The organism is Pedobacter sp. (genome assembly GCF_037719805.1).
GTDB lineage: Bacteria > Bacteroidota > Bacteroidia > Sphingobacteriales > Sphingobacteriaceae > Pedobacter.
In genome coordinates, this window is sequence record NZ_JBBJLZ010000005.1 from 207,543 (window position 1) to 232,989 (window position 25,447).

A 25,447-nucleotide genomic window follows, 5' to 3' on the forward strand; every position below is an offset into this window, starting at 1 on the left:
GTGAGGCGAATATAATTAAATGTATCTTTAGAAATGAAGATCGCATTCTTTTCTGCCAAGCCATATGATAAAATGTTTTTCGAGAAACACAACGGGGACTTTAAGTTTCAATTGGAGTTCTGGGAAACGCATCTTGGTCCACACATTGTAAACGCTGTAGATCAGGGCACAGAAGTGGTTTGTATATTCGTGAATGACAAATTAACCGCTGAGGTAATCGAAACGCTTGCGGAAAAAGGAGTAAAGATCATCGCCTTACGTTGTGCTGGTTTTAACAATGTGGACCTGGATGCTGCTAAACAGTTTGGAATACGGGTTTGTCGTGTGCCCGCGTATTCTCCTGAGGCAGTAGCGGAACATGCGGTTGCAATGCTATTAACCTTAAATAGAAAAACTCATAAAGCCTATAACCGGGTTAGAGAGCAAAACTTTTCTCTGAATGGCCTGATGGGTTTCAATCTCCATGGTAAAACTGTAGGAGTAATCGGAACCGGGAAGATAGGCAAGGCATTTTGTAAGATCATGTTAGGGTTTGGATGTAAAGTGTTGGCTTACGACCCTTTTCAAGATGAAGAGTTAATAGGGTTGGGTGTTAAATACAACGAATTTGATGAGTTACTACGCGCCTCTGAGATCATATCTTTGCATTGTCCGCTTAGCCATGAAAACCACCATTTGATCAGTGCTCAATCATTGGGATTGATGCAACATAATGTTACGATTATCAATACAAGCCGCGGAGGTTTACTCAATACTCATGATGTCATTGAAGCCTTAAAAACTGGGCAAATTGCCTATTTAGGTGTAGATGTTTATGAACAGGAAGAAAAATTGTTTTTCAAAGATTTATCTGGCAGCATAATAAAGGATGATGATATTCAAAGGCTAATGAGTTTTCCAAACGTTCTGCTAACCGGTCATCAGGCATTCTTCACCGAAGATGCATTGGCGCAGATTGCATCGATTACTTTAAATAGTATTAATGAGATAACGAACGGATTGGAGCCTAAAGACCCATCTGTAATCCTGGTTTAAACATTAACCATTAGCTAGCTTTACCAAATGACTTGCTTAACTAAGGTAAGTTATCTATTCCGATACCAACTAAGCATTTCGATGTAATGAAGCACCGCAGAATTTACAATACTCTGCATCTTCATCATGGCCTTCCCTGCTACAATTAGGACAGGATTCATGTAGTTCCTTTTTGGTCCGTGCAAGCATTGCCAGGTCATGTGTCAGAATTCCTGTAGGCACAGCAATGATGGCATAACCAATGAGCATTACGACAGAGGCCACAAACTTACCCATAGGGGTAACCGGTGAAATGTCTCCATAACCCACAGTGGTGATGGTAACAATCGCCCAATAGATGCTTTCAGGAATATTGGAGAAACCGTTCTCCCGTTGCTCTACCAGATACATGATCGAACCCAGGATCACTGTAAGCATTAAAACCGTGAGCAGGAAAATGCTAATCTTTCTAATGCTACCTTTCAGTGCGGCAGTAAGAAAGTTAATTTCTGTTAAAAAATGTCCTAACTTAAAGATTCTGAAAATCCTTAATAATCTCAAAGCTCTGAAAACAAGAAGCGAATGCGCTCCAATGAAAATAATGCTTAGGTATGAGGGTATAAGTGCAATAAGATCTATGATTCCCAATCCACTAAACACATATTTAAGGGGCTTATTAATGCAGATTAATCGCAGGAAATACTCAATGGTGAACAGTATAGTAAAGCCCCATTCCATGCGCTGCATCAATATTCCATATTTTGCATGAATGCCCGCAACGCTATCCAGCATAACGACAGTAATGCTCGTAAAGATTGCGAACAGAAGAGCGATGTCAAACGCTTTCCCCCCTGGGGTGTTTGATTCATAAATAACCTCATGTAGCTTGAACTGCCAGGTATCTGCTTTGTTGTTTGCCATTGAAGTGACAACAAACAGAATGCTGCTTTTGTGTCACTAACTAATCGGCTTAGAAATTGTTGCTATCAAACTATGGATTTAAATACGGCAAAAGTTATACTTACAGGCGGGACGTCAGGTATTGGTTATGAGACTGCGAAGCTACTTCGCTCAAAAGGCGCACAAGTAGTGATCTGTGGAAGGGATGCAGTCACAGTAGAGAATGTTTCAAAAGAACTGGGTGTTTTTGGCATCAAAGCAGACGTCTCTAATGAAGCAGATCTGGAGAACCTATTTGCATTTGCATTAGAGAAGATGGGCGGACTAAATGTGTTGATCAACAATGCAGGCCTGGGATTTATGGGGTCATTGGTAGAAACTTCCGCTGAAGACTTCACTAGAATTTGGGAAACCAATACCAGGAGCGCTTTCATCTGCGGAAAACTTGCAGCCAAGCATTTCATCGAACAGAAGACTGGCAACATTTTCAATGTATCCTCTATGGGTGCAGTAAAAGGCTTTGCGAATGGTTCTGCTTATGTATCCAGTAAAGCTGCAATGACAGGCTTAACTATGTGCTGGCAGGCAGAACTTCGAAAATACAATGTGAAAGTTACTCAGATCAACCCTAGTGAAGTGGTCACTCCTTTCGCAGATAAGCTAGGTTATAAATCGGCAGACGTAGAAAATAAACTTAAGGGTTTTGAAATTGCTGAAGTTATTGTTTCTACACTTGGCATGAGCAACGTTGGCTTTATACCTGAAATAAATGTTTGGGCAACGAACCCGTAATGATTCGTAAGAGGTCGTGTCGTTAATAAAGGGATATGGCTGAAGCACGATCCACCGCCTGGCTTGCCTGGTCATAAGAGCCAAAGTGTCGCCCTCCCAGAAATCGGACTGGTCTGTTGACGAGATTTCAAATTTAGTATTATCTGTTGTTGTTCAGTCAACTTTTTTAAAGTTGGCTTAATGACAACACGCCGCCGGCAGGGCATTTCTATATTCCATTATCAAAAAATGGTCGTTTTTTTACCAGCTATTTCTTTGCATTTCAATTGTATTCGTTTTTGTGTCAAACTTCAATTCAAAAGCTAACCCTAAGTCTCTTGAATTTAAAAGGTATTGTGTTTTATAATTTGTTGTAGGTCTTGAGAATTTGTCTGTGGCAATTTGAAATTTAATACTTTTTCGAATTTGTTCGGTTATTTTTAAAAAGTCTTTTTTGTCAACTTTAAAGACTGCATGAGCAGAATAATCCCCATGTTGATCTGGATAAGTAGCGTTTTTCATTAATATTTTCCCTGATTCAGGAAATTGTAGTCCGGTATAGTTTTCGAACTCGTCTTTATAAAACCTATCGGTCGGATTTAAGACTGTATATATTAAGTAAGTCAGACCAAAGAATATTAATGTAAAAAGCCAAAGTCCTATTTCTGTTTGTTCGATTTTATTAAGCCACCGAAAAATTAAATAGATTAGCCCAATAATAATTACTAAAATAATTGCAAGTATGATAATAATTCCTGTCGGCACTTATTAGTAGATTTTTTGAACTAAAATAGCCTAAAACCAATGATATGCGCTATCCACTAACATATATTTCTTTTAACCAAAATCAATCATAAGACTTTAAATATTCGAACTATCTCAACTATAAGCGAATATCTATTAAAGGCAGCTATAATTTGAGATCCCGGTTACATTACTTTAATAGAAAACAGATTGGTCGACCAACGTGCAGTAGTGATGAATATGATGCGTTAGTTTATAGATTAGCCTTCGACAGAAATTCATTTATGGGTTATACAGTTGTTGTCTTAAAAACCAAAAATTAAAAACAGCTTGTTGAAACTACATTAAATTTGCAACAAGCTGTTGCAAATTTTAATTTGTATGGTCCCTACCTAGTAGCTATACCAAAATGAAAGTTCATCCAACTTACCAGTGCCAAGTGACTTATTATTATCTCAAAAAAGGAACTAATATATACTAGATTAAGTGGATTAAACTTGAATTAGCTTTTACTTTGGAGACGCAGAATGATTTTGACTCTATTACTCGAACCACAAGCAGACGCTTGCACCAGAAGTTTATTTATTCAAAATCATCACTAATTAAGCCATCAAACTTCAAAATGGCCTTGATGTTTTCAAGACCCAATTCGACTTCTTTAAGTATTGTTATAGCAGCGCGAATATCTTTGTTGTTGACTGCCTCATGATATTTATTAGATAATCCGCTAACATATAAGCGTTCATTAACAGTCATTCCAAAATACTTACGTTCGCCGTTATTTATTTGGCTATACATTCTGAGGTGATAATATACCATTAAAAACCCACTTTGTTTCTGCCTAAAGATCTTGCAAGATAACTCTCTAGGATATTATATTTTTAGCCTTCCTTCAATGATAACTAGCCGCAATAACATCAGTTCCACTCTAACCGCCGACGGCAGCACCTCTAATTTGAGAAGGTATGCCCACTCATAATAACCTTTTTTCTTTTAGCTGCCTCTTAAAGCTTCAATATGGCAAAAAGAAAAATGAATCTCAGAAAACGAAGGTGACTAACAACAGAGCTAATCCTTTAGTATGTTTAATTCAAAACTATTGCAATCTTAGGATAAGTCTTAACATAAAGATAACTTGACTTCATTAAAAAGCTATGCTATATTAGATTCCCTTTCAATCTCAATTATTGTAAAAGTTAGTTATGACAATGTTAAAGGTTCTAAGTCTTATAGTAATTCTGTTTATAATAGTTAGTTGTAAAAAAGACTACGATGATTATACCTACGAATTTATTAACCCATACTGCACTGAAGTTGTTGTAGGTGGTGTAGTAGGCGTTACTAAAAAATGTTATGCCCTAGGTGATCGAGTAAATGGCTCAAAGGTTAAAGATGGGGTTGTCTCTATTAGAATCGCAAAAGGCTCAAAAGCACAAGAAAAACTCTCAGACCATTTGGGTTATCAGGAAATTCTTGATATTCCTTTAATAAACTTAAAGTTGGTAAACTGAAATTAGATAGTTAATATTACCATTCAACTCTGATGAATTCCTAATACATAACATTCACTTAAGGCTTGATAGCTGTCTCAAATAACGAACTTAATAATTCAGATAACCTCCGCAGTTATAAGTAAGAAACTGTAATTGGAATGTTTTACCTTATTCGTTAGAAGATTAGATACATAATTAAGGTTACAATCAATATCAGTAAATACAGTGGCCATTTTTGCTTGTCAAGTAGGCTTTCACGCGCAATTCCTTTTCCCGACAAGTAATCCTGCCAGTATCTTATGTCTTTTTTTCTGTTTCTCCTATACACAACAATTAAATTGGTAATCAATATACGATTTCAAAGCGACTTTTCATTAAGTTGAGGGTGAGTTCGCTATGAAAGCTGCAATAAACCAACTAGAGAAAAAACTATTGTTACAGTCTTAAAAAACGAAGGTATCAGTTTAGCACCTTATCAATACTCCAACTTTTTTCTTTTACCAAAAAGATTTTCAATAATACTATAGGGAAGAAGCGAGCCTGAACCCAATATAACGATTGCCTATCCTCTCGCGGTTTCGATATGCAACGCGGCTAATAGCAGGCTTACGACTCCAGCTACCGCCTCGAATAATATGATGAGGACCTCTTTTAGGGCCTTTTGGATCATTTGTAGGACTTTTTATATAATAGTTTTCATCATACCAATCGTTGCACCATTCCCAAACATTGCCCGACATATCATACAACCCAAGTTCGTTAGGTTTTTTTTGTCCAACAATATGCGTATTTGATGCGCTATTGTCATAAGTCCAGGCTACCTCATTGATATCATCACTACCTGCATATTCCAATTTCTTGCTATGCGTACCCCCTCTTGCAGCGTATTCCCATTCTGCTTCAGTGGGCAGGCGATAGTTTTTACATGATAGCGTATTCAACCTTTTTATAAATGTTTGTACCTCATCCCAGCCTACACTTTCAACAGGGCAATTCAAACAATCCTTATGACTAAATTGATGAGTCCCCATAATCTTTTGCCATTGGCCCTGTGTAATTTCATATTTGGCTATTTTAAAACTGCTTAGGGTAACATTATGTATAGGCTTTTCATCATTGTTGTTATTGCCACCCATGGCAAACCTGCCGCCTTGCACAGTTACCATATTGAGCTCGTAAATATGTTCATCTTGACTGATAGTCATGAAAGAAAGATATTGGACTACTGCTGCATATTTTGATGTTTTAGGGTTGTTTTGCGACCAGAAGATACCTAGAGCCCCTAAAAGTACAGAAGTAATTGAAATGTATTTTACTAATATATCTTTTAACAGCCTTTCCGGAACTTTTGGTCCATAGCTAAACTCCTTTTCCATATTCTATAAAAATTGATTATTACTAATCTACTTTGATATTTTTCTTCTTGAGAATTTTGATTGTAAATCGAAATTTAAATATTGTAAATCTAAATATACACCATGCTTGATAGTCGTAGTTTCTTGCTAAGAATTCAAGTACTTTCCTGGACATAAATCGATATTTTTGTAATAGAAACTAATTACTAAAACATACCTTCTAAATAACCTTTAGCTCATTCTTAGACAATTACTATCACGATTAATGAAACACGCTATATTTAATATTTTGCTTGCCATTTCCTTCATTAGCCTAAATGCGCAGACTAAGCCTAAAATGTACTTTACAGACACCTCCGAAAGTAACATCCATATTGCAAAAGATCCAATAGTTGTGAAATTCCGTGGGCGCTATTTGATGTACTATTCTAAACAAACTTTTCAGAATGAAAGAGATGGCATGCAGGGATGGAACATTGGAATCGCGCAAAGTAAAGATCTTTATACCTGGAAAAAAGTAGCGGAAATAACCCCCAAGGCATCATATGAGCAGAAGGGGCTTTGTGCGCCAGGTGCTATTGTAAAGGACGGTAAAGTGCATCTTTTTTACCAGACCTATGGCAATGGCCCTAAAGATGCAATCTGCTATGCTTATTCTACAGATGGAATAAACTTTGATCGAGATCCTTCTAACCCTGTCTTTTCACCTAGGGGAGCTTGGACCAATGGCCGAGCAATTGATGCAGAAGTATATCCTTACATGGACAGCTATTTTCTTTATTTCGCAACAAGAGATCCAGAAGGCCTCATACAAAAACAGGGTGTTGCGGTAGCAACAGCAAGCTCTGGCTTTGGCAAAACTGCATGGAAGCAGGTAGTTGATCGGTCGATAATTTACCCTAAGCTTTCCTGGGAAGGAAAATGCATTGAGGGAGCGAGTATAATTAAGCGCAACAATAAGCTATATATGTTTTATGCGGGTAGTTACAATAATGAACCTCAACAAATAGGCGTAGCAGAAAGCATAGACGGGATAAACTGGAAGCGAAGTAATCAGAAGCCATTTCTAAGCAACGGAAAAATCGGAAGTTGGAATTCCAGTGAATCCGGACACCCATGTATTTTCGAAGATGAAAATGGTCAGACGTACCTTTTCTACCAAGGAAATAATGATAAGGGCAAATCATGGTACCTTTCAAACCTCAAGATTGGGTGGACAAAAAAAGGACCATATATTATAAAAAAACAATAGAAGTGCAATCATTTAGCATTCTAAAGTCAATTAAGTTTTCCTCGTTCTCTTTAGCTGTAAGTCATTTTATGCACATTTACCGCTGCAGTGTTGTCAACGAAATGAAAATATGAAATAAAGGATCCCATATTTTGCAATAATAACAAAATAGACCATCTTAATTACTCAATGAGGCTATCATCCCTACATATTTATAAATATTGTGGCTCAAAAAAGATTATCCTAGCTATTTGCTTTATTGTAGCTTAAAGTAATTTGTCCGGTGTAATTGGAAGATTTCGAATTCTCTTGCCTGTAGCATTAAAGATCGCATTGGCAACAGCCCCTGCAACACCAACAATGCCCACCTCTCCAATTCCCTTTACGCCTAGTTTATTTGGGACCGTATCTTCTTCGTTGATAAAAATTGTATCCATTTTTCCAATATCCAGGTTAGAGGGAACATGATAATCGGCAAAAGACCTGGTGATAAAATTACCATACCTGGGGTCGATAATTGATTCTTCAGTAAGCGCCATCCCGATACCCCAAACATTTCCGCCAATGATCTGTGACCTGGCAGTTTTAGGGTTGAGAATTTTACCAGCCGCAGTAACCGCTAAAAAGCGCTTCACTTTAACCATACCAGTCGAACGGTTGACCCAGACTTCTGCAAAGTTAGCATTGAAGCTATGTGAAGAATATTGTCCTGCATTTTCAGGGGGCTTAGAATCCACGCGAACCTGATAGCTTTCCGTATCTTCAGAAACCATAATCTCCGCAGCTGTGGGTCGTACAAAAAACTGTTTACCCGATTTGGTAATAAGCTCATTGGTAATTTGCACGCATCCTTCACTTACCACATTGGAATAACTCGCTGCTCCAACAGAACCTACCGATCCTGCAGCTGGCGGTAAATTAGAGTCTCCTATTAAAACCTGAACCTGCGTAATTGGTAGGCCAAGGCCATCCGCGGCGGTCTGGGCAACAATCGTATGTGTACCTGTACCCAGATCTGCAGCTGCAAGTTCAACTACTGCTTCGACCTTCCTTCCATTTTTTCTCAACTTGACTATAGCGGAGCTGCCCTGCTGCCGGGCGGGATAAGTACCACAAGCAACGCCGTATCCTATTAAATAATTACCATCAATTGTCTGACCTGGAAGAGCGTTCCGCTTCTCCCATCCAAACGCTTTTGCGCCTTCCTTCAAACAATCGACTAACCTGCGGGAAGACCATGGCTTTCCATTTGAAGAATCTGTCTCAGGTTCATTTTTTAACCTGAATGCGATGGGATCCATTTTCAGTTTGTGAGCCAATTCATCAATTGCGGACTCTAATGCGAAACTTCCTGTAGACTTTCCTGGACCTCTTGTATAAGTTGGTATAATGACATTCATGGGTACAATCCGATAAGTAATCAAGGAATTTGGTACCGCATACATTACTTTGGAACAATCTCCACACGGCTCGATAAACTCATTGTGAATTGCACCGTGAGTCACGGTTTCATGAGCTAACCCAGTTAGCTTTCCATCCTTATCTGCAGCCAGGCGAATGTGTTGTTCATTCCGTTGACGCAGGCCTACAGAATTAAACATTTGTTGTCTGGTTAAGGCGAGATGCACCGGCCGACCGACCTCTTTAGCAGCTACTGCGGCAAGGACCAAGTTGGCCCACTGTCCGCCTTTGGAACCGAAACCACCCCCGATATGTGGAGATACGATCCTTACGTTCTCAGGCTTTAAATTTAAGGTAGAAGCAGCCGCGTTCTGCGCACCATTAATGATTTGTGACCCATTATAGAGCGTTACCCGTTCAGCATCCCAAACAGCCACGGTGGAATGTGGCTCCAGCGGTTGGTGATGCTCAATTGGTGTTTCATATATCTCATCTACAAGGAAAGCTGCATTTGTGAAGGCTGTATTTACATCTCCACGCTTTAAATCTTCTTTGTCCCGTTCTTTGGAGGGTACAGCTTGTTTTTTGAGCTTCTCGAAATCTATTGCGCCTGGCTCTTCCTGATAAGTAACTTTTACCAGACGGGCAGCAGCTCTCGCCTGCTCATAACTCTCAGCGATCACTAATGCGATATGTTGTCCATTGAATTCTATTGAAGGACTCTGTAAGAGTGCACCGCCTCTTATCCCCCCTTTTTCGTTCAACTTTGGGGCGTTCAAATGCGTAATGATCGACAATACTCCAGCTTGCTTCTCTGCGGCTGCAAGATCAAAACTAAGAACCTTTCCTGCCGCGATGGTACTTTTAACGAGATAACCATATGCGAGATTTTCCACTGGATAATCTGTAGCATAAGTTGCTTTTCCCGTAACTTTTAGCAAGCCATCGATCCTGTTAACCGGTGTTCCTGTGATTTTCTTTAGTATCATTGATTCATAGCCATATAAAGTGCACGGGCAATCCCCCGTTTACCAAGTTCAACTTTAAACTTATTGTGTTCCAACGGCATTGCCTGGGCCATTTCTTCTAAAGCAGCCAGGTCAAAATTTGCTTCTGTAGGCTCTTTTCCGATCAGGAACTTCTCGGAAGCGAAAGCTCTCCATGGCTTATGCGCAACGCCTCCCAGCGCAATTCTAGCCTTTGTGATTTTATTTTCATTGACCTCCAGTCCTACAGCAACGGATACTAACGCAAATGCGTAGGAGGCCCGGTCGCGGACTTTCAAATAGTAAGAATGAGTGGCAAAGCCGTTATCTGGAAGTTCTATCGAGGTAATCAATTCCCCATGTTCCAGGTTGGTATCCTTTTCTGGATGTTCGCCCGGTAATCGGTGGAAATCAGTAAATGGTATAGTTCGGACTTTACCTTCGGGCGTCTGTACTTTCACTACGGCATCTAACGCCGATAACGCGACAGCCATATCAGAAGGATACACGGCTACGCAATTTTTATTCCAACCGAAAATGGCGTGCATTCTATTAATCCCTTCGTAAGCACCGCAACCAGTTCCAGGCGATCTTTTATTGCAAGGCATAGCGACGTCATAGAAGTATGGGCATCTGGTCCGCTGCATTAAATTGCCCCCGTTGGTCGCCATATTTCGAATTTGAGCAGAGGCTCCGGCGAGTATTGCCTGGGATAAAAGCGGATAGCGCTGACGAATCACTTTATGGTTCGCGGCTTCACTGTTCTTGCCCAGACTTCCCAACGAGATACCACCCTTATTAGGCCCATCATTGAGACCTGTAATTTTTGACAATTGCAGACGGGTAATGTCGACAAGTTCCTCAGGCCGCTCCACATCTTCTTTCATCAGGTCGAGCAAATTAGTGCCTCCCGCTAGAAACATGGTTGTTTGTTTAGCTGCCACCAGCGTGGCTGATGCAGGTATCGAAGTCCCTGCAATGTATTTAAATGGTCTCATTTTTTCGTTGCTTAACCTGCAAAATCCCAATTCTGTTGAATGGGCTTACCTGAATATACTTCCTGAATCGCATCCACAATATTGGGATATGCTCCGCAGCGACAGATATTACCAGACATCCTTTCACTTATTTCTTCGTTAGTTAGCTTGACAGCTCCGGCAGCTTCCCTGATATTTGAAGTAACGTAACTCGCATCACCATTCTTTGCCTCAGCAAGCAGTGCGACTGCCGAACAAATTTGTCCGGAGGTACAATAACCACATTGAAATCCATCATGTTTAATGAAGGATGTTTGAATAGGGTGTAACGAATTTCCATTAGCGATGCCTTCAATTGTCGTAACCGCCTGACCTTCGCAGGTTGCAGCAAGCGTAAGGCAGGAAAGCACTCTTCTGCCGTCGATTATGACAGTACATGCGCCGCACTGGCCGTGGTCACATCCTTTTTTAGAGCCTGTCAATTGTAATCTTTCACGAAGTGTATCTAGTAAAGTCATTCTTGAATCTACCATCAATGACTTTTTAGCACCATTTACATTGAAAGAGACTTGCATTCCATTCTCCAACGCCTTAGCCGGCAAGGGACCTGCATCCGTCAATGGTCGGGCCAGCAGTTGTTCTGCTCCAAGTAAATGTGCTGCCAGCGCACCTGACCCCGCTATGGACATTAGCTTTACGAAGTGGCGCCTGTTGAAACCCGTATCCAGTATTTCTTCTAACTCTTCAGGCATCAGGTCTTCGAATAGCTTCTGCTCGTCTTCGGTAAGACCTGTGTTTTCGACGTCTTGCTTCATGGGTTATGTAATTTGGAATTTATAGGTAACACCAATTTAGCATATTCAGTTTAATTTAAGAGGTAACATTTATGTCTTACATCTTCATATATTCATTTTTATAATCAGACGGTTTTTTGAGCATTACATCTCTGAACTGTTTGTTAAAGTTGGAGAGCGTGTTAAATCCGCAATCATAAGATATCGTAGAAATAGGGAGATCTGTTTCTATTAGCAGCTTACAGGCATGTTTTACCCGAAGCTCAGTAATGAACTTAGAAAAGGTTTTGTTGTTTCTAATACTGAAGTATCTGCTGAAGGAAGTGGGCGTCATAAAAAGTATTGCCGAAAGCTCAGGTAAGGAAATCTTTTTACGGAAGTTTTTCAAAGCATACTCATATACTTTGTTCAACCGGTCTGTCTCATTCTCATTGAATGGGCCAGCATACTCCGTGTGAGAGATATAATTATACTCCTTGGTCTGTGAAACGACCAACAAAATTCTTAACAATTGGATAAGGCTCTCTAGTCCGCTCATGTCCAAAAGCTCCTGCATCATGGAAATGATTCGCTGTTTACGGTCACCATAGAATTCCAGGCCACGCGCTGATCGCTTAAAAAGCTTCTTAAGTTGAAGCAATTCTTCTTTGTCCATCAGGTGATCCCCTAAAAAATTCTCCTGAAGATAGATTACGATGCCTTTAACGGATTGCCTGTTGTCTTTCTTAAAGTAAAAGTCGTCGCTCCGCCATAAATGCGGAAGGTCGGCACCAGTAAATACTAATTCCCCCGCGCTGAATGATTTAATACTGTCGCCTATAAAGCGCGTTCCTGTACCCTCAAGCACCACGAACAACTGGTATTCTGAATGGGCGTGCCAGGTAGGATCAAAATGCTTGTCTTCTAATTCCTTGATAACGAACATCTGGGTTTCTGGAATCGCAGACTTATGAATGGCTACCTTCATAAACTATATAATTGCATGGTATAAAGTAAAAGTACCATTCTTAAAGATATAATACAGTTAGTATTGGATAAAAAAGTGAAAGGTTATCTCTTGTAAATTATAGAGATTAGATGTTCTGTAAAGTAATAACCAAATAATACCCTTCATGAAAAAATATTTAGCCTTAGCGGCCATTATACTTATTTCTGTATTAAGTTTTAAAGGCACTTTTATCGCCGAAGATAATAACAGTCGACTGGAGATCTTACTTCTTGGTCACGACAGCAAGCACCACTATTCGGAAAAATTCGCTGAAATTGTTTCTCAGGCCTTCTTTAAGGATGGGATTAACATCTCTTACACCACTGATCCGAATGATTTAAATGAAGCAAATCTGGCCAAATACGATGGCTTAATGATTTATGCAAATCATGACACCATCAACCCTGCTCAAGAAAAGGCTTTATTGAACTATGTGAAAAGTGGTAAAGGTTTTATACCTGTCCATTGTGCTTCCTTCTGTTTTCAAAACTCACCTGAGTATATAAATATGGTTGGCGGCCAATTCAAGGAGCACAAGACAGGCACTTTCTCTTCCACTATTGTTGATGCTAAACATCCCATCATGAAAGGGATAAACAACTTTAGTACCTGGGATGAGACCTATGTTCATGATAAAATAGCGAAAGATATACATGTACTAACCGAACGGGTGGAAGGAACCCATCATGAGCCGTATACCTGGGTTAAGAATTACGGTAAAGGCAAGGTCTTCTATACCGCATACGGGCATGATGAACGGACGTGGAAGAGTCCGGAATTTTTAAAAATGCTCAAGAACGGCATATTATGGTCTGTAAACGATGCAGCTAAGAAAGACTGGAGTAAGTTGGCCAAGCCATTGCCAGAGTATTCCGATGCAAAGCTCCCTAATTATGAAAAGAGACCTGGAGGATTTCAGTTACAAGCGCCTTTAAATGCGAGCGAATCACAGTTACTTACTCAGATTCCTGTTGATTTTAAAGTGGAGCTATTCGCATCAGAGCCTGATATTACTAAGCCTATAGCTATGGCCTGGGACGAGAGAGGGCGGCTATGGATTGTTGAGACCATCGATTACCCAAATACGGTACGAGACGTTAAAGGAGAAGGTCAGGATCGCATTAAAATCTGTGAGGATACTAATGGTGATGGGAAAGCAGATAAGTTTACTGTATTTGCAGACAAATTCAATATTCCTACCAGCATAACGTTTGCAAATGGTGGCGTTGTTATCTCACAGGCTCCTGACTTCATTTTTCTAAAAGATACAGACGGCGATGATAAAGCGGATATCAGAGAGAAACTCATCACTGGATGGGGCACATATGATACCCATGCCGGGCCATCAAGCCTAAAATATGGCCTTGACAATAAGATCTGGGGAACAGTAGGTTATTCTGGGTACAATGGAAGAGTTGGCGATCAACAACTTAAATTTGGTCAGGGTGTCTACAGCTTCTCACCTACAGGTAAAGACCTTGAGTTTTTAGGCGGAACAAGCAACAATACCTGGGGAGTTGGCTTCTCAGAGAATAATGATGTCTTTATATCTACAGCCAATAATACCCATAGTGCATTTTTAGGCATACCTGCTTCGTACCTAACGAAGATTGGAAAGCCAGTCGGCCAGTCAGTTGAAAAGATAGATGGCCACTACGCGATGCATGTGGTGACTAAAAATCTACGCCAGGTAGATGTGCATAATGGCTTTACTGCTGCTGCAGGTCACAACTTGTATACAGCTAGGAACTTCCCTAAAAAATATTGGAATCGCATTGCATTTGTTAATGAGCCTACAGGACGAGTAATCCATGAAGCAATATTAGAGCCGAAGGGTTCGGGATTCAAAGAGAAAGATGGCTGGAACTTTATGGCCAGTGCAGATGAATGGTTCGGACCTGTGCAATCGGAAGTTGGTCCGGATGGCGCAGTTTGGGTATTGGACTGGTACAACTTCATTATTCAGCACAATCCCACTCCAGAGGGCTTCGAAAACGGAAAGGGTAACGCTTACATTAATCCATTAAGAGACAGAACGCATGGCAGGGTTTATAAAATTGTTTCCAGAACTGCAACCGCTTCAAAGATCAAATCGCTGGACAAGAAAGATCCGAAAGCCTTGATTTCTGGGTTGGAAAGTGACAATATGTTCTGGCGGACCACTGCTCAACGCTTAATCGTAGAGGTAGGAGACAAACAAATTGCACCTGCCTTATACAAGCTGATTCAGAATAAAAAAGTAGATGAACTCGGAATTAACGCTCCAGCTATTCATGCCTTATGGACCCTTAAAGGTTTAGGGATGTTTGAAGGCCCAAATACTGAAGCATTCACAGTGGCAGTCGAAGCGTTAAGCCACCCTTCTTCAGGTGTTAGAAAAGCGGCTCTTCAGGTACTACCTAATAATTCAGCAACATTAGCAGCAATTGTTAAGGCAGGTTCATTAAACGATTCAAATCTGAATACGCGTCTTGCTGCTGTGCTTAGAGTTTCTGAATTACCTGTTTCTTTGAATTTGGTTTCTGCATTACAAGCTGCTGAAAAACTGTCTCAGAACAACGAAGATAAATGGCTGGGTACCGCATTTACAATTGCACTTAAAAGACATATGCCAGTTTCAGTCGCAGATTCAGAGGTAGACAAGAAAACAAACTCCGCGCCTGCTGTAAAGACTGCGGTAGCCAAAGTAGATAAGGTGATAAAGATCAGTCCGATCGTTAACGCAATGAAGTTTGATCTGAAAACATTTACGGTAAAGGCTGGAACTACAGTTGAGGTAGTATTTAAAAATATCGACTTTATGCAACACAATCTTCTTATTCTTCAAAAAGGCAGTATGGATAAAGTAGGTGCTGCATCAGATAAACTTGCGCAGGACCCTAAAGGAGCGGCGCTGCAATATGTTCCAAGAATGCCCGAGGTATTGTTTCACACTGCACTTGTAAACCCCGAGGGTTCAGAAACGCTGAGATTTAAGGTTCCTGAAGCCGCGGGCAACTATCCTTATATCTGTTCCTTCCCTGGCCACTGGAGAATTATGAATGGTGTGATGAAAGTAGTACCTTAACGTCTTAAATTATAAACCAATATAAACCTAATCTAATTAAGTATGTCACAATCAAAAGTGGACATGAAACTCTTTTATACGTGTTTCATCTCTCTGGTAACAACAGCATTTGGCTTTATTCTTAGGGCACTTATCCTGCCACAATGGGGAGTCGATTTTAACCTCACTCAAACACAACTTGGTGAAATAGCGGGAGTTGGCTTATGGCCATTCGCGATAAGTATTGTGTTGTTTAGTTTGGTGATCGACAAGATCGGATACAAAACCGCAATGATATTTGCAATTGTATGCCACATTGCGTCTGCAGTTCTTACTATTTTCGCAACAGGTTATTGGATGCTTTATATAGGTTCATTCATAGTTGCCATAGGTAACGGTACGGTAGAAGCCGTTGCCAATCCGGTAGTTGCGACGATGTTCCCTAAACAAAAAATTAAATGGTTAAGTATGCTGCATGCGGGTTGGGCAGGCGGATTAGTTTTGGGTGGAATTATGGCATTGACACTAGGTGTTGACACACCTTGGGAATATAAAATCGCCTTAATACTGATCCCTACCTTGATCTACGCATTCATGACAATTTCGCTTAAGTTTCCTCCTAACGAACGTGTTCAGGCAGGGGTATCTTATAAAGAAATGTTACAGGAAGTTGGAGCTGGCGGAGCATTGATTATTGTTGCGCTAATCATTTTTCAGCTAGGAACTGTTTTTGGCTGGTCAACTACCGTCAGTATAATTATTACCTTACTCATTACCGCCGGCTTTGGCTATTATACCAGAAGCTTTGGCCGACCGCTTTTTATCATTTTACTATTGGTGATGATCCCTCTGGCGACTACAGAATTGGGTACAGATAGTTGGATCACTGATTTGATGGCTCCAGAAATGACTAAGATTGGCTTACAGGCAGGTTGGGTTCTGGTGTATACGTCTGCGATAATGTTTGTCCTAAGGTTCTTTGCAGGACCACTAACTCATAAAATATCCTCTCTTGGCTTGCTCGCACTGTGTTCAGGTGTAGCAGTTATTGGTCTGTACATGCTTTCTGCGTCTACAGGAATAATGATTCTTGTAGCTGCAACGATCTATGGTTTGGCTAAATCATTTTTCTGGCCAACAATGCTGGGTCTGGTTTCGGAGCAGTTTCCAAAGGGCGGCGCATTAACACTTAATATAACGGGTGGCTTAGGTATGATTGCCGCAGGAGTAATTGGTGCAGGAATTTTAGGCTTTATACAGGATAAATCAATTGATCAAAAGATTGCAGGATACGACCAATCTAACAATACAGCTATTCACAGCACTTACGTAACTGAACAAAAAACTAGTTTGTTCGGTGAGTATAAAGCTTTGGACCAGGCAAAGCTTGCGTCTGCCACACCTGCTGAACAGGGGACAGTTACCACTATTCGTGACACCGCTAAAAAAGAAGCTTTAAGTTACATCGTGATCTTCCCATTGATTATGCTAGTAAGTTACGTGCTACTCATCTTCTATTTCAGATCTAAGGGCGGATACAAAGTCGTCGAGTTGCAAAATAATCAACCATTGGTGGAGTCTTAAGATCAATACGTTTAATAATTATATATGTCGTCACCAGTGAAATTCGGAGTCAGCACCTGGTTGTGGACCTCTCCTTTCCAAACTTCTTCCATAGATGAGCTCTTTTCGAAGGTTGCTGGCATGGGTTATGAATATGTTGAAATTGCCGTTGAAGATCCGGCATTAATTGACGGAGCAGCCGTAAAAGCAGGGCTGGCACAATACAATCTCAAAGCAATAGTTTGCGGGGCGTTTGGTCCTACCCGGGATCTCACAAATGAGGATCCAGCAGTTCATCAAACTTGCTTTGATTATATTGAAGCCTGCCTTGATTTCTGCGAACTGTGGGATACGAAGTTCTTTGCAGGACCAATGTATTCTGCGGTAGGTAAAGCCAGAATGGTCTCACCTGAAGAACGGGAAAAAGAATGGCAACTCGCCGTAAATAATTTGAGGATTGTATGCGACATGGCTGCTAGACGTGGCTTAGAGATAGCTTTGGAGCCATTAAACCGCTTTGAATCTGATTTAATAAATACAGCCGCGGATGTGCTGCGCCTGATAAAGGATATCAATCATCCGGCAGCAAAGATTATTCTGGACGGTTTTCACATGAACATTGAGGAGCCGGATATCGTTGCTGCAATAAAACTTGCCGGCGATCTTTTAATACATATTCAGGTGTCAGAAAACTATCGCGGTACACCAGGCACCGGACAAACGAATTGGGCGGCTTATAAGGAAGGGCTGGACGCCATCAGTTACAAAGGAGTAATCTCTATTGAGAGTTTTACACCAAAGAATCAGGAGCTGGCCGCAGCAGTATGTATCTGGCATCCCCTGGCGGAAAGTCAGGATGCTTTTGCCAGTGAGGGTATCGCGTTTTTAAAATCCACATTTAGCTCATTAAATTAATATCATATTATGGAGAAACAAAAGATCAATATTGCGATAGTAGGCTTGGGTTTTGGTGCGGAGTTTATTCCGATCTATCAGCGACACCCAAATGCGAATATGTATGCTATTTGTCAGCGTGACGCCGAAAAACTGAATTCCATCGGTGACGCCTTTGGTATAGAAAAAAGGTATACAGACTACGAAGACCTGCTTAGAGACCCTGACGTAGATGCAATACATATTAACACGCCAATTCAAAGTCATGCAGAACAATCTATAAAAGCATTGAGGGCAGGGAAGCATGTGGCCTGCACGGTTCCAATGGCAACTACAGTGGAAGAATGCCGCCAGATCGTGGAGGCGGTTAAAGAAACTGGTCTAACCTACATGATGATGGAGACCGTGATCTATAGTCGCGAGTTTCTTTTTGTAAAAGAACTATACGAAAGTGGAGAACTTGGTAAACTGCAGTTCCTACGTGCTTCGCACCAGCAGGAAATGGCTGGATGGCCTGGGTATTGGGAAGGCTTGCCACCAATGCACTATGCTACCCATTGTGTTGGACCGGTTCTAGCCCTCGCCAAAGCGGATGCTGAATATGTATCTTGCTTCGGATCTGGCCGCATCGATGAATCACTGATCGAGAAATATGGATCTCCTTTTGCCGTTGAAAGTTGTCATATTAAGTTTAAAGATTCAGATCTCGCCGCAGAGGTAACAAGATCTCTTTTCAATACAGCAAGGCAATACCGGGAAAGTTTCGATGTATATGGTTCAAAGAAAACGTTCGAATGGACACTGGTGGAGCATGAAGACTCCGTAATACATACCGGCGAAGTGCCAGAGAAAGTGAAGATCCCCGATTATGCGCATCTTTTGCCAGAAGAGATTCAGGCCTTCACGACAGGTGGAGTTTATGATGCCGACAGCAATCAACACCTTTCCTTTATTCAAGGGTCAGGACACGGTGGTTCACATCCTCACCTGGTAAACGAATTTTTGAATGCGTTAGTTAACAAACGAGCACCTTTCCCTGATGCCAGACAATCTGCGAATATTACTTGCGTGGGTATTCTTGCTCATGAATCTGCAATGGATGGTGGTAGAAAGATCGACCTCCCAGCATTTACTTTGAGCGGGAATTTAAAGTCATAAAAACCTTTGGTTAGATTAATGGTTTGATTTAAAACTCTATAACTCAAAACCTATGAAAAATTTATTTAACCTTTTTTTGATCACCCTGGCGATCTCAGCGTTTGCATCATGTTCAAGTACCAAAAGTACTACAGGGTCTGACGTTGACTCAACCGCGAATGCAAATGCTGCAGGTACAGATACCACGAACACCAATTTGAACACCCCTGCTGGTCCTACAGCGCTCACTTCCGGAAACTCACAAATTACTGCACCCGACACTGTAAATGCAATTCAGTTTATTTTGGATGCAGGTGCGTCTGGCATGAAAGAAGTTGAGCTGAGTAAGATCGCTGTGCAAAAAGGAATGATCCCAGGAGTAAAAGCCTATGGAACAATGATGGTTAGTGACCATACTAAAGCTAATTCTGAACTGAAAACACTTGCTGCTAGCAGAAACGTAACCTTAATTCCAAGCCCTGATGCTGCAACAGCCGCTACCTCACTAAACAAATTAACGGGGAAAGACTTTGACCTGGCTTACGTAAAAATGATGATCGAAGACCATACTAAAGCTGTTGATCTGTTCGACAGGGCTACAAGATCTTCAGATCCTGAAATAAAAGCGTATGCATCTAAGTACTTGCCTACACTTAAGGCCCATTTGACTCAAGTGTCAGCATTAAGCAAATAGTCCATTTAAGAACCGAAAAAGGGTTGTATAGCTTAAGCTATGCGACCCTTTGTTACGAAACGATTTTCTTCATCATGCCTTTGAAGATAAAGGCATGGAAAGGAAGCACAGCATACCAATAAAGTCTGCCTGATATTCCCACAGGTCTGAAAGTAGCAGTTTGATGAAAGACATTTTTCTCATCGATCCTAAACTCCAGCCAAGCCTCTCCGGGTAATTTCATTTCTGCATAAAGGAGCAGACGCTTTTCTGTTTTGTCGGCAAGGATTACTCTCCAGAAGTCGATCACACTTCCCGGGAACAGCTGATTTATACTGGTTCTGCCTCGCTGCAAGCCAACACCGCCAAACACCTTGTCCATAAACCCCCTGATGCTCCAAAGCCAGTTGGCGTAATACCAACCCTTTTCGCCGCCGATAGACCAAATATGTTCTAAGGCGGTTTCTACATTCTTGACCTTTGCGGTTCTTCTGTCTTTGAAACACCCGGCCTCAGGCACTTCTACTAGCTTTGAAAGTCCATTTTCATAGGGCTGTGAATTCACAGCATCACGCCAGCTGGAAACTACCTGATTCTGCTCAATCTTACCGAAAGCAAGCTTAAGTGCTTCCTCATAAGAAACAGGCACTACGCCAAGCCGCTCACTTAAATCATTGGGTTCTGCAACGACGTCTATTTTCATGCTTTCAACCAGGTTACAGGCAAGAGAATAGGAAGTAGAGGTTACAAAATAAAGCCAGTAGGATGATAACTTAGGGGTCATCACTGGAACGATAAAAATCTTTCGCCTTAGTTTGCGGGCCTTGGCAAACCGCATTAACATTTCTTTGTAACTGAGTACTTCTGGTCCGGCAATATCATAACTCTGATTAAAGGAAAAATCTTCCAGCAACACGCCATGTAAATATGCCAGCACATCTCTTATCGCAATCGGTTGACATTTTGTATGTAACCATTTTGGCGCAATCATCACCGGCAGCTTTTCAACTAAGTCACGAATAATCTCAAAACTTGCGCTTCCAGACCCAACAATAATACCTGCCTTTAATGTTGTTAATGGATAGGCCGCTGACTTTAGTTCTTCGTCCACTGCTTGTCGCGAGCTTAGATGCTTCGACAACTCTTTACTATTAACGATCCCGCTGAGGAAAATAACCTGCTTAACTCGCGTAGCTTCCATCCTCTTCTTGAAATTAGCCGCCGTCTTTTTCTCAAGCATTGCAAAGTCTTTCTTGCCACCAGACATCGAATGAAGCAGGTAGTAAGCGACATCGATGTCTTCTGGAATTGCTTTTAGCGTTTCTTCTTTAAGAAAATCTGTTTCGATCACTTCAACGTTTAAGTCTTTGTACTTTTCCAAATTGAAGCGGATTTTATCGCGAACGCAGCACACTACGTGATGGCCATCTTCCAATAATACTGGCAGCAATCTCTGTGCGATGTAGCCGGTAGCGCCGGTTAGTAGTATCTTCATTTGTAACTTTATAATCATAAACACATGAGCAGCCGTTTTGATTGACTGGCATTACACTAACTTTACCCATTCAATACATACTAGTTTGATTCTTACAAAACGCCTTAAGCCTGAAAATCAACGGGTTTCTACATTACTGGCCTTTGCGCTGATTCCGCTCTCCGGATTTGCAACGGATGTTTACATCCCCTCGCTACCCACTATGGCTGCCGATTTAGGGGTAAGCGACATGCAAGTACAGCTTACTTTGACACTTTTCCTGATCAGTTACGGAGTTGCACAGCTTTTTGTTGGTAGTTTACTCGATGCCTTTGGTCGGTACAGAATCAATATTATTAGTTTGATTGTGTTTGCGCTTGCAAGCATTGTGATTGCAAATACTGGAAATATTTGTTTGATTTATGCCATGAGGGTTATCCATGGGATAACTGTAGGTGCTATAGTTGTTTCCAAACGCGCCTACTTCGTTGATATTTATAGTGGCGCACAATTGAAGCATTATTTAAGCATGTTTTCCATAATATGGGCTACAGCGCCAATTATAGCGCCTTTTGCTGGTGGATATCTTCAAACTTATTTTGGCTGGCAGTCTAACTTTTACTTCCTGACCGGTTTCGCCCTGCTGATCTTAGTGCTGGAACTTGTATTCAGCGGAGAAACGATCAGACAAAGGATGGCCTTCAACCTAAAAACCATCTCTGGGATTTATGCAGGAATGATTAGAACAAGCAGTTTTACCCTGGGCATTGTTATGCTTGGATTATCCTATAGCATGGTGATGATTTATAACATGACCGGCCCCTTTATTATAGAACATCAGCTCGGCCTAACGCCGGTGGTTGCTGGATATAGTTCATTGATCCTCGGCGGCGCCGTTATGGTAGGTGGACTATTCGGAAAAGCAACCATCAACCGGCCGTTTAACAAAAAGCTTTTCCTGAACCTAGGGTTGCAAGCGCTGTTTGGAGTTCTGATGCTAGTCAGTACACAATTTGTTTCCAATTTGTACTCAATGATCTGCTTTGCTTTTCTGGTTCATGCCACTTCAGGTTATACCTTCAATAGTTTTTTTACCTATTGTTTAAGTCGCTTCCCGACTAATGCCGGGATTGCCGGCGGTCTGACCGGAGGAATCAATTATGTGATTGTCTCATTTTTAAGTTACACCATCATCACGTTTGTTCCGGCGAAAGATGAGACGAACTTATCATATAGCTACCTCATCCTTATCGCGCTATCATTGTTAGTGATGTGGATCATTGCAAGAATACCTGCCAAGACAAACTAAACGCACCTCCGGTTGTTTTTGACTAAAACTAAGCATATGAATACTGAGAACGAAAATACCTCGCCAGTCAATGAAGACGTTCAACAAGATTTGGACAACGAACTGATTCTTTCGGCCCAAGCTGATCAAACATCACCTGAGATTCCTATTAACGAAGAAGTTGTTGGCGGCTACAATTCAGTTACTGACACCGGCAATACGGAAGAGGACCTGGGTCTTGATCTGAGCGACGATCCAGACACGGATTTGGATGAGTCAGATTTGGAGGTGCTCAACGGGTTAGATATTGACGATGACGAAACGATGTCTTAAATTCTAATGAGGTACTGGGCGATTACGGTGCCAAAGCTACCGGCACAGGCGATGGCTCTCTATCCTTTTATGCTCTTTAAGACCAAGGCTCTACAGGAGAATAAAAGCATCATAAGACATGAGCAGATTCATTTCAGACAACAACTGGAACTGCTGATCATCTTCTTCTACCCTATTTATTTACTAAATTACCTGGTAAATCTCTTGAGATTTAAAAATCATTCTAAGGCTTACTTTAACATTTCTTTTGAAAGGGAAGCTTACAGATTCGAGAACGACTTATCATATTCTCGCAAAAGAAGGCAATTTGCCTGGACAAAAATGTTATAAAAAAAAGGCAACCCGATTGGATTGCCTTTTTTTAGTTTTTAAGCGACTACCAACTAAGCGTCAATCTTCGCGTATTTAGCGTTTCTCTCTATGAAATCTCTTCTAGGAGCAACATCATCACCCATTAACATGGAGAATGTATGGTCACATTCTGCAGCATTCTCAATGGTTGCTTGCATCAATGTCCGTGTCGCAGGGTTCAAAGTGGTATCCCAAAGCTGTTCAGCATTCATCTCCCCTAAACCTTTGTATCGTTGAATATGCACGCTCTCTTCTTTACCTTGGCCCTTTAAGCGTTGTACAGCAGCATCACGTTGAACATCGTTCCAGCAATATTCAAACTCTTTACCTTTTTTAACCTGATACAATGGCGGAGCCGCGATATAGACATAACCAGCCTCAATTAAAGCCTTCATGTATCTGAAGAAAAACGTTAAGATCAGTGTGGTAATGTGTGATCCGTCGATGTCCGCATCCGTCATGATCACAATCTTATGGTAGCGAAGCTTTAAAATATTCAAGGCCTTATCGTCTTCCGGTGTACCAATGCTCACTCCAAGAGCTGTAAACATATTCTTGATCTCGTCGTTCTCGTAGATCTTATGCTCCATCGCTTTTTCAACGTTGAGAATCTTTCCTTTCAAAGGAAGAATTGCCTGGAAGTTACGGTCACGACCTTGTTTTGCGGTACCACCAGCCGAATCTCCCTCGACCAGGTACAACTCACATTTTTCGGGATCACTATCTGAACAATCGGCAAGTTTCCCTGGCAAGCCAGAACCCCCCATAACGCTTTTACGTTGCACCATCTCACGGGCCTTGCGGGCAGCAGCACGGGCAGTAGCAGCTAAAATAACCTTGTTCACTATTAAACGGGCTTCTCTCGGATATTCTTCCAGGTAGATCCCTAAAGCTTCACCAACAGCGATATCAACCGCTCCCATTACTTCTGTGTTTCCAAGCTTAGTTTTAGTCTGACCTTCAAACTGAGGCTCCTGAACTTTAACAGATACTACCGCGGTTAATCCTTCTCTAAAGTCATCACCTGTAATTTCAAACTTAACGTTTTTAAGCAGTCCCGACTTATCCGCATATGCCTTTAAGGTTCTAGTCAACCCTCTTCTAAATCCCGCAATATGAGTACCACCCTCATGGGTATTGATATTGTTCACGTAAGAGTGAACGTTCTCTGCATAACTATCGTTGTACTGCAACGCAAGTTCTACTGGAATACCGTTTTTAATACCTTCTAGGTAAATTGGCTCGGAAATTAGAGAAGGCCTGTTTCCATCAAGAAACTGAACAAATTCTTTCAATCCTCCTTGTGAATGAAAAACTTCTACTAAAAACTCACCTTTATCATCAACCTCACGTTCATCCGTTAGGGTAAGACTGATACCCTTGTTTAAGAATGAAAGCTCGCGTAATCTAGAGGCCAGGGTATCAAAACGATACTCTGTCGTCTGCGTAAAAATAGTATCATCCGGCGTAAAGGTCACAATCGTACCCCTTTTATCCGTTTCACCTATAGATTTTACTTCATAAAGTGGCTTACCAATATTGTATTCCTGAACCCATATTTTACCTTCACGGTGAACTTCTGCTCTAAGGTGGGTCGACAATGCGTTAACGCAACTTACGCCCACACCGTGCAATCCCCCGGAAACTTTGTATGTGTCTTTATCGAATTTACCACCTGCGTGGAGAACCGTCATAACAATCTCTAAAGCAGATATTTTTTCTTTAGTAGTGATCCCTGTTGGAATACCACGACCGTTATCTTCAACCCTTATAGAATTATCTTTTAGAATGTTAACTAAAATTGTGTCTGCATGACCGGCAAGAGCCTCATCAATCGAGTTATCCACCACCTCATAAACCAAATGGTGTAGACCCTTAATTCCGGTATCGCCTATATACATCGAAGGGCGCTTACGCACCGCTTCCAAACCTTCCAATACCTGTATATTATCTGCCGAATAATTTGACTTTGAATCCTGTTCTTCGCTCATAATTTTTATTAAAACAATTAGCTTCAAAAATAACCATTTATGG

General features: G+C 41.2%; 22 protein-coding genes. 12 read left to right on the top strand and 10 right to left on the bottom strand.

What is annotated here, in order from left to right; all coding sequences use genetic code 11:
- Positions 1 to 33 precede the first annotated feature (33 nt).
- Positions 34 to 1,035 carry a 2-hydroxyacid dehydrogenase gene (locus tag WKF66_RS17315; RefSeq protein WP_489675750.1) on the top strand — a complete coding sequence of 334 codons (1,002 nt, stop codon included), beginning with the start codon at positions 34 to 36 and terminating at the stop codon, positions 1,033 to 1,035.
- A gap of 69 nt (positions 1,036 to 1,104) precedes the next feature.
- Here WKF66_RS17315 and WKF66_RS17320 read toward each other — a convergent pair whose 3' ends face one another.
- Positions 1,105 to 1,935 carry an ion transporter gene (locus WKF66_RS17320; RefSeq protein WP_489675751.1) on the bottom strand — a complete coding sequence of 277 codons (831 nt, stop codon included), beginning with the start codon at positions 1,933 to 1,935 and terminating at the stop codon, positions 1,105 to 1,107.
- 72 nt (positions 1,936 to 2,007) lie between these two features.
- On the opposite strand from WKF66_RS17320, the gene WKF66_RS17325 reads away from it, so the two are divergent.
- Complete coding sequence (locus tag WKF66_RS17325) at positions 2,008 to 2,706, top strand: SDR family oxidoreductase (RefSeq protein ID WP_489675752.1); 699 nt, start codon at positions 2,008 to 2,010, stop codon at positions 2,704 to 2,706.
- Between the two features lie 240 nt (positions 2,707 to 2,946).
- On the opposite strand, the gene WKF66_RS17330 is transcribed toward WKF66_RS17325, so the two are convergent.
- A complete protein-coding gene (locus WKF66_RS17330) occupies positions 2,947 to 3,450 on the bottom strand; it encodes a hypothetical protein (RefSeq protein WP_489675753.1) in 504 nt (167 codons plus the stop codon).
- A gap of 561 nt (positions 3,451 to 4,011) precedes the next feature.
- Positions 4,012 to 4,227, bottom strand: a complete 216-nt coding sequence (locus tag WKF66_RS17335; RefSeq protein ID WP_489675754.1) for a hypothetical protein — start codon at positions 4,225 to 4,227, stop codon at positions 4,012 to 4,014.
- 404 nt (positions 4,228 to 4,631) lie between these two features.
- Here WKF66_RS17335 and WKF66_RS17340 point away from each other — a divergent pair, with 404 nt between their 5' ends.
- The gene (locus tag WKF66_RS17340; protein WP_489675755.1) at positions 4,632 to 4,940 is read left to right on the top strand and encodes a hypothetical protein; all 309 of its coding nucleotides are present in this window, start codon (positions 4,632 to 4,634) and stop codon (positions 4,938 to 4,940) included.
- A 503-nt stretch (positions 4,941 to 5,443) separates the two neighbouring features.
- On the opposite strand, the gene WKF66_RS17345 is transcribed toward WKF66_RS17340, so the two are convergent.
- Positions 5,444 to 6,298, bottom strand: coding sequence for a formylglycine-generating enzyme family protein (locus tag WKF66_RS17345; RefSeq protein WP_489675756.1), 855 nt, complete (start codon positions 6,296 to 6,298; stop codon positions 5,444 to 5,446).
- A gap of 244 nt (positions 6,299 to 6,542) precedes the next feature.
- On the opposite strand from WKF66_RS17345, the gene WKF66_RS17350 reads away from it, so the two are divergent.
- Positions 6,543 to 7,529: a family 43 glycosylhydrolase gene (locus WKF66_RS17350; protein WP_489675757.1), complete on the top strand. Its 987-nt coding sequence runs from the start codon at positions 6,543 to 6,545 to the stop codon at positions 7,527 to 7,529.
- A 245-nt stretch (positions 7,530 to 7,774) separates the two neighbouring features.
- Here the strand turns inward: WKF66_RS17350 and WKF66_RS17355 are convergent, their stop codons facing one another.
- From WKF66_RS17355 to WKF66_RS17370, 4 genes are all read right to left on the bottom strand, one after another.
- Positions 7,775 to 9,898, bottom strand: coding sequence for a xanthine dehydrogenase family protein molybdopterin-binding subunit (locus tag WKF66_RS17355; RefSeq protein ID WP_489675758.1), 2,124 nt, complete (start codon positions 9,896 to 9,898; stop codon positions 7,775 to 7,777).
- Positions 9,895 to 10,893 carry an FAD binding domain-containing protein gene (locus WKF66_RS17360; RefSeq protein ID WP_489675759.1) on the bottom strand — a complete coding sequence of 333 codons (999 nt, stop codon included), beginning with the start codon at positions 10,891 to 10,893 and terminating at the stop codon, positions 9,895 to 9,897. The genes WKF66_RS17355 and WKF66_RS17360 overlap by 4 nt, the downstream gene beginning before the upstream one ends.
- Before the next feature lie 11 nt (positions 10,894 to 10,904).
- Positions 10,905 to 11,687, bottom strand: coding sequence for a 2Fe-2S iron-sulfur cluster-binding protein (locus WKF66_RS17365; RefSeq protein WP_489675760.1), 783 nt, complete (start codon positions 11,685 to 11,687; stop codon positions 10,905 to 10,907).
- A 76-nt stretch (positions 11,688 to 11,763) separates the two neighbouring features.
- On the bottom strand, positions 11,764 to 12,633 hold the full coding sequence (locus WKF66_RS17370) for an AraC family transcriptional regulator (RefSeq protein WP_489675761.1): 870 nt from the start codon (positions 12,631 to 12,633) through the stop codon (positions 11,764 to 11,766).
- A gap of 145 nt (positions 12,634 to 12,778) precedes the next feature.
- On the opposite strand from WKF66_RS17370, the gene WKF66_RS17375 reads away from it, so the two are divergent.
- From WKF66_RS17375 to WKF66_RS17395, 5 genes are read left to right on the top strand one after another with little or no spacing between them, the layout of a single operon-like run.
- Positions 12,779 to 15,721, top strand: coding sequence for a PVC-type heme-binding CxxCH protein (locus WKF66_RS17375; protein ID WP_489675762.1), 2,943 nt, complete (start codon positions 12,779 to 12,781; stop codon positions 15,719 to 15,721).
- Between the two features lie 42 nt (positions 15,722 to 15,763).
- On the top strand, positions 15,764 to 17,284 hold the full coding sequence (locus WKF66_RS17380; protein WP_489675763.1) for an MFS transporter: 1,521 nt from the start codon (positions 15,764 to 15,766) through the stop codon (positions 17,282 to 17,284).
- 24 nt (positions 17,285 to 17,308) lie between these two features.
- Positions 17,309 to 18,178 carry a sugar phosphate isomerase/epimerase family protein gene (locus tag WKF66_RS17385; protein ID WP_489675764.1) on the top strand — a complete coding sequence of 290 codons (870 nt, stop codon included), beginning with the start codon at positions 17,309 to 17,311 and terminating at the stop codon, positions 18,176 to 18,178.
- Positions 18,179 to 18,187: 9 nt separating this feature from the next.
- Positions 18,188 to 19,315: a Gfo/Idh/MocA family protein gene (locus WKF66_RS17390; RefSeq protein WP_489675765.1), complete on the top strand. Its 1,128-nt coding sequence runs from the start codon at positions 18,188 to 18,190 to the stop codon at positions 19,313 to 19,315.
- Between the two features lie 52 nt (positions 19,316 to 19,367).
- Positions 19,368 to 19,988, top strand: coding sequence for a DUF4142 domain-containing protein (locus tag WKF66_RS17395; protein WP_489675766.1), 621 nt, complete (start codon positions 19,368 to 19,370; stop codon positions 19,986 to 19,988).
- A 52-nt stretch (positions 19,989 to 20,040) separates the two neighbouring features.
- Here the strand turns inward: WKF66_RS17395 and WKF66_RS17400 are convergent, their stop codons facing one another.
- Complete coding sequence (locus tag WKF66_RS17400; RefSeq protein WP_489675767.1) at positions 20,041 to 21,462, bottom strand: SDR family oxidoreductase; 1,422 nt, start codon at positions 21,460 to 21,462, stop codon at positions 20,041 to 20,043.
- Positions 21,463 to 21,547: 85 nt separating this feature from the next.
- Between WKF66_RS17400 and WKF66_RS17405 the strand changes: the two genes are divergently transcribed.
- Genes WKF66_RS17405 through WKF66_RS17415 form a run of 3 tightly spaced genes read left to right on the top strand, consistent with a single transcriptional unit; the run spans position 21,548 to position 23,392 of the window.
- Positions 21,548 to 22,750, top strand: coding sequence for an MFS transporter (locus tag WKF66_RS17405; protein ID WP_489675768.1), 1,203 nt, complete (start codon positions 21,548 to 21,550; stop codon positions 22,748 to 22,750).
- Between the two features lie 36 nt (positions 22,751 to 22,786).
- Complete coding sequence (locus WKF66_RS17410) at positions 22,787 to 23,062, top strand: hypothetical protein (protein WP_489675769.1); 276 nt, start codon at positions 22,787 to 22,789, stop codon at positions 23,060 to 23,062.
- Positions 23,063 to 23,068: 6 nt separating this feature from the next.
- Complete coding sequence (locus WKF66_RS17415; RefSeq protein WP_489675770.1) at positions 23,069 to 23,392, top strand: hypothetical protein; 324 nt, start codon at positions 23,069 to 23,071, stop codon at positions 23,390 to 23,392.
- Positions 23,393 to 23,445: 53 nt separating this feature from the next.
- On the opposite strand, the gene gyrB is transcribed toward WKF66_RS17415, so the two are convergent.
- Positions 23,446 to 25,404 (bottom strand): DNA topoisomerase (ATP-hydrolyzing) subunit B, encoded by a 1,959-nt coding sequence (gene gyrB, locus WKF66_RS17420; RefSeq protein ID WP_489675771.1) that lies wholly within the window; start codon positions 25,402 to 25,404, stop codon positions 23,446 to 23,448.
- Between the last annotated feature and the right edge of the window lie 43 nt (positions 25,405 to 25,447).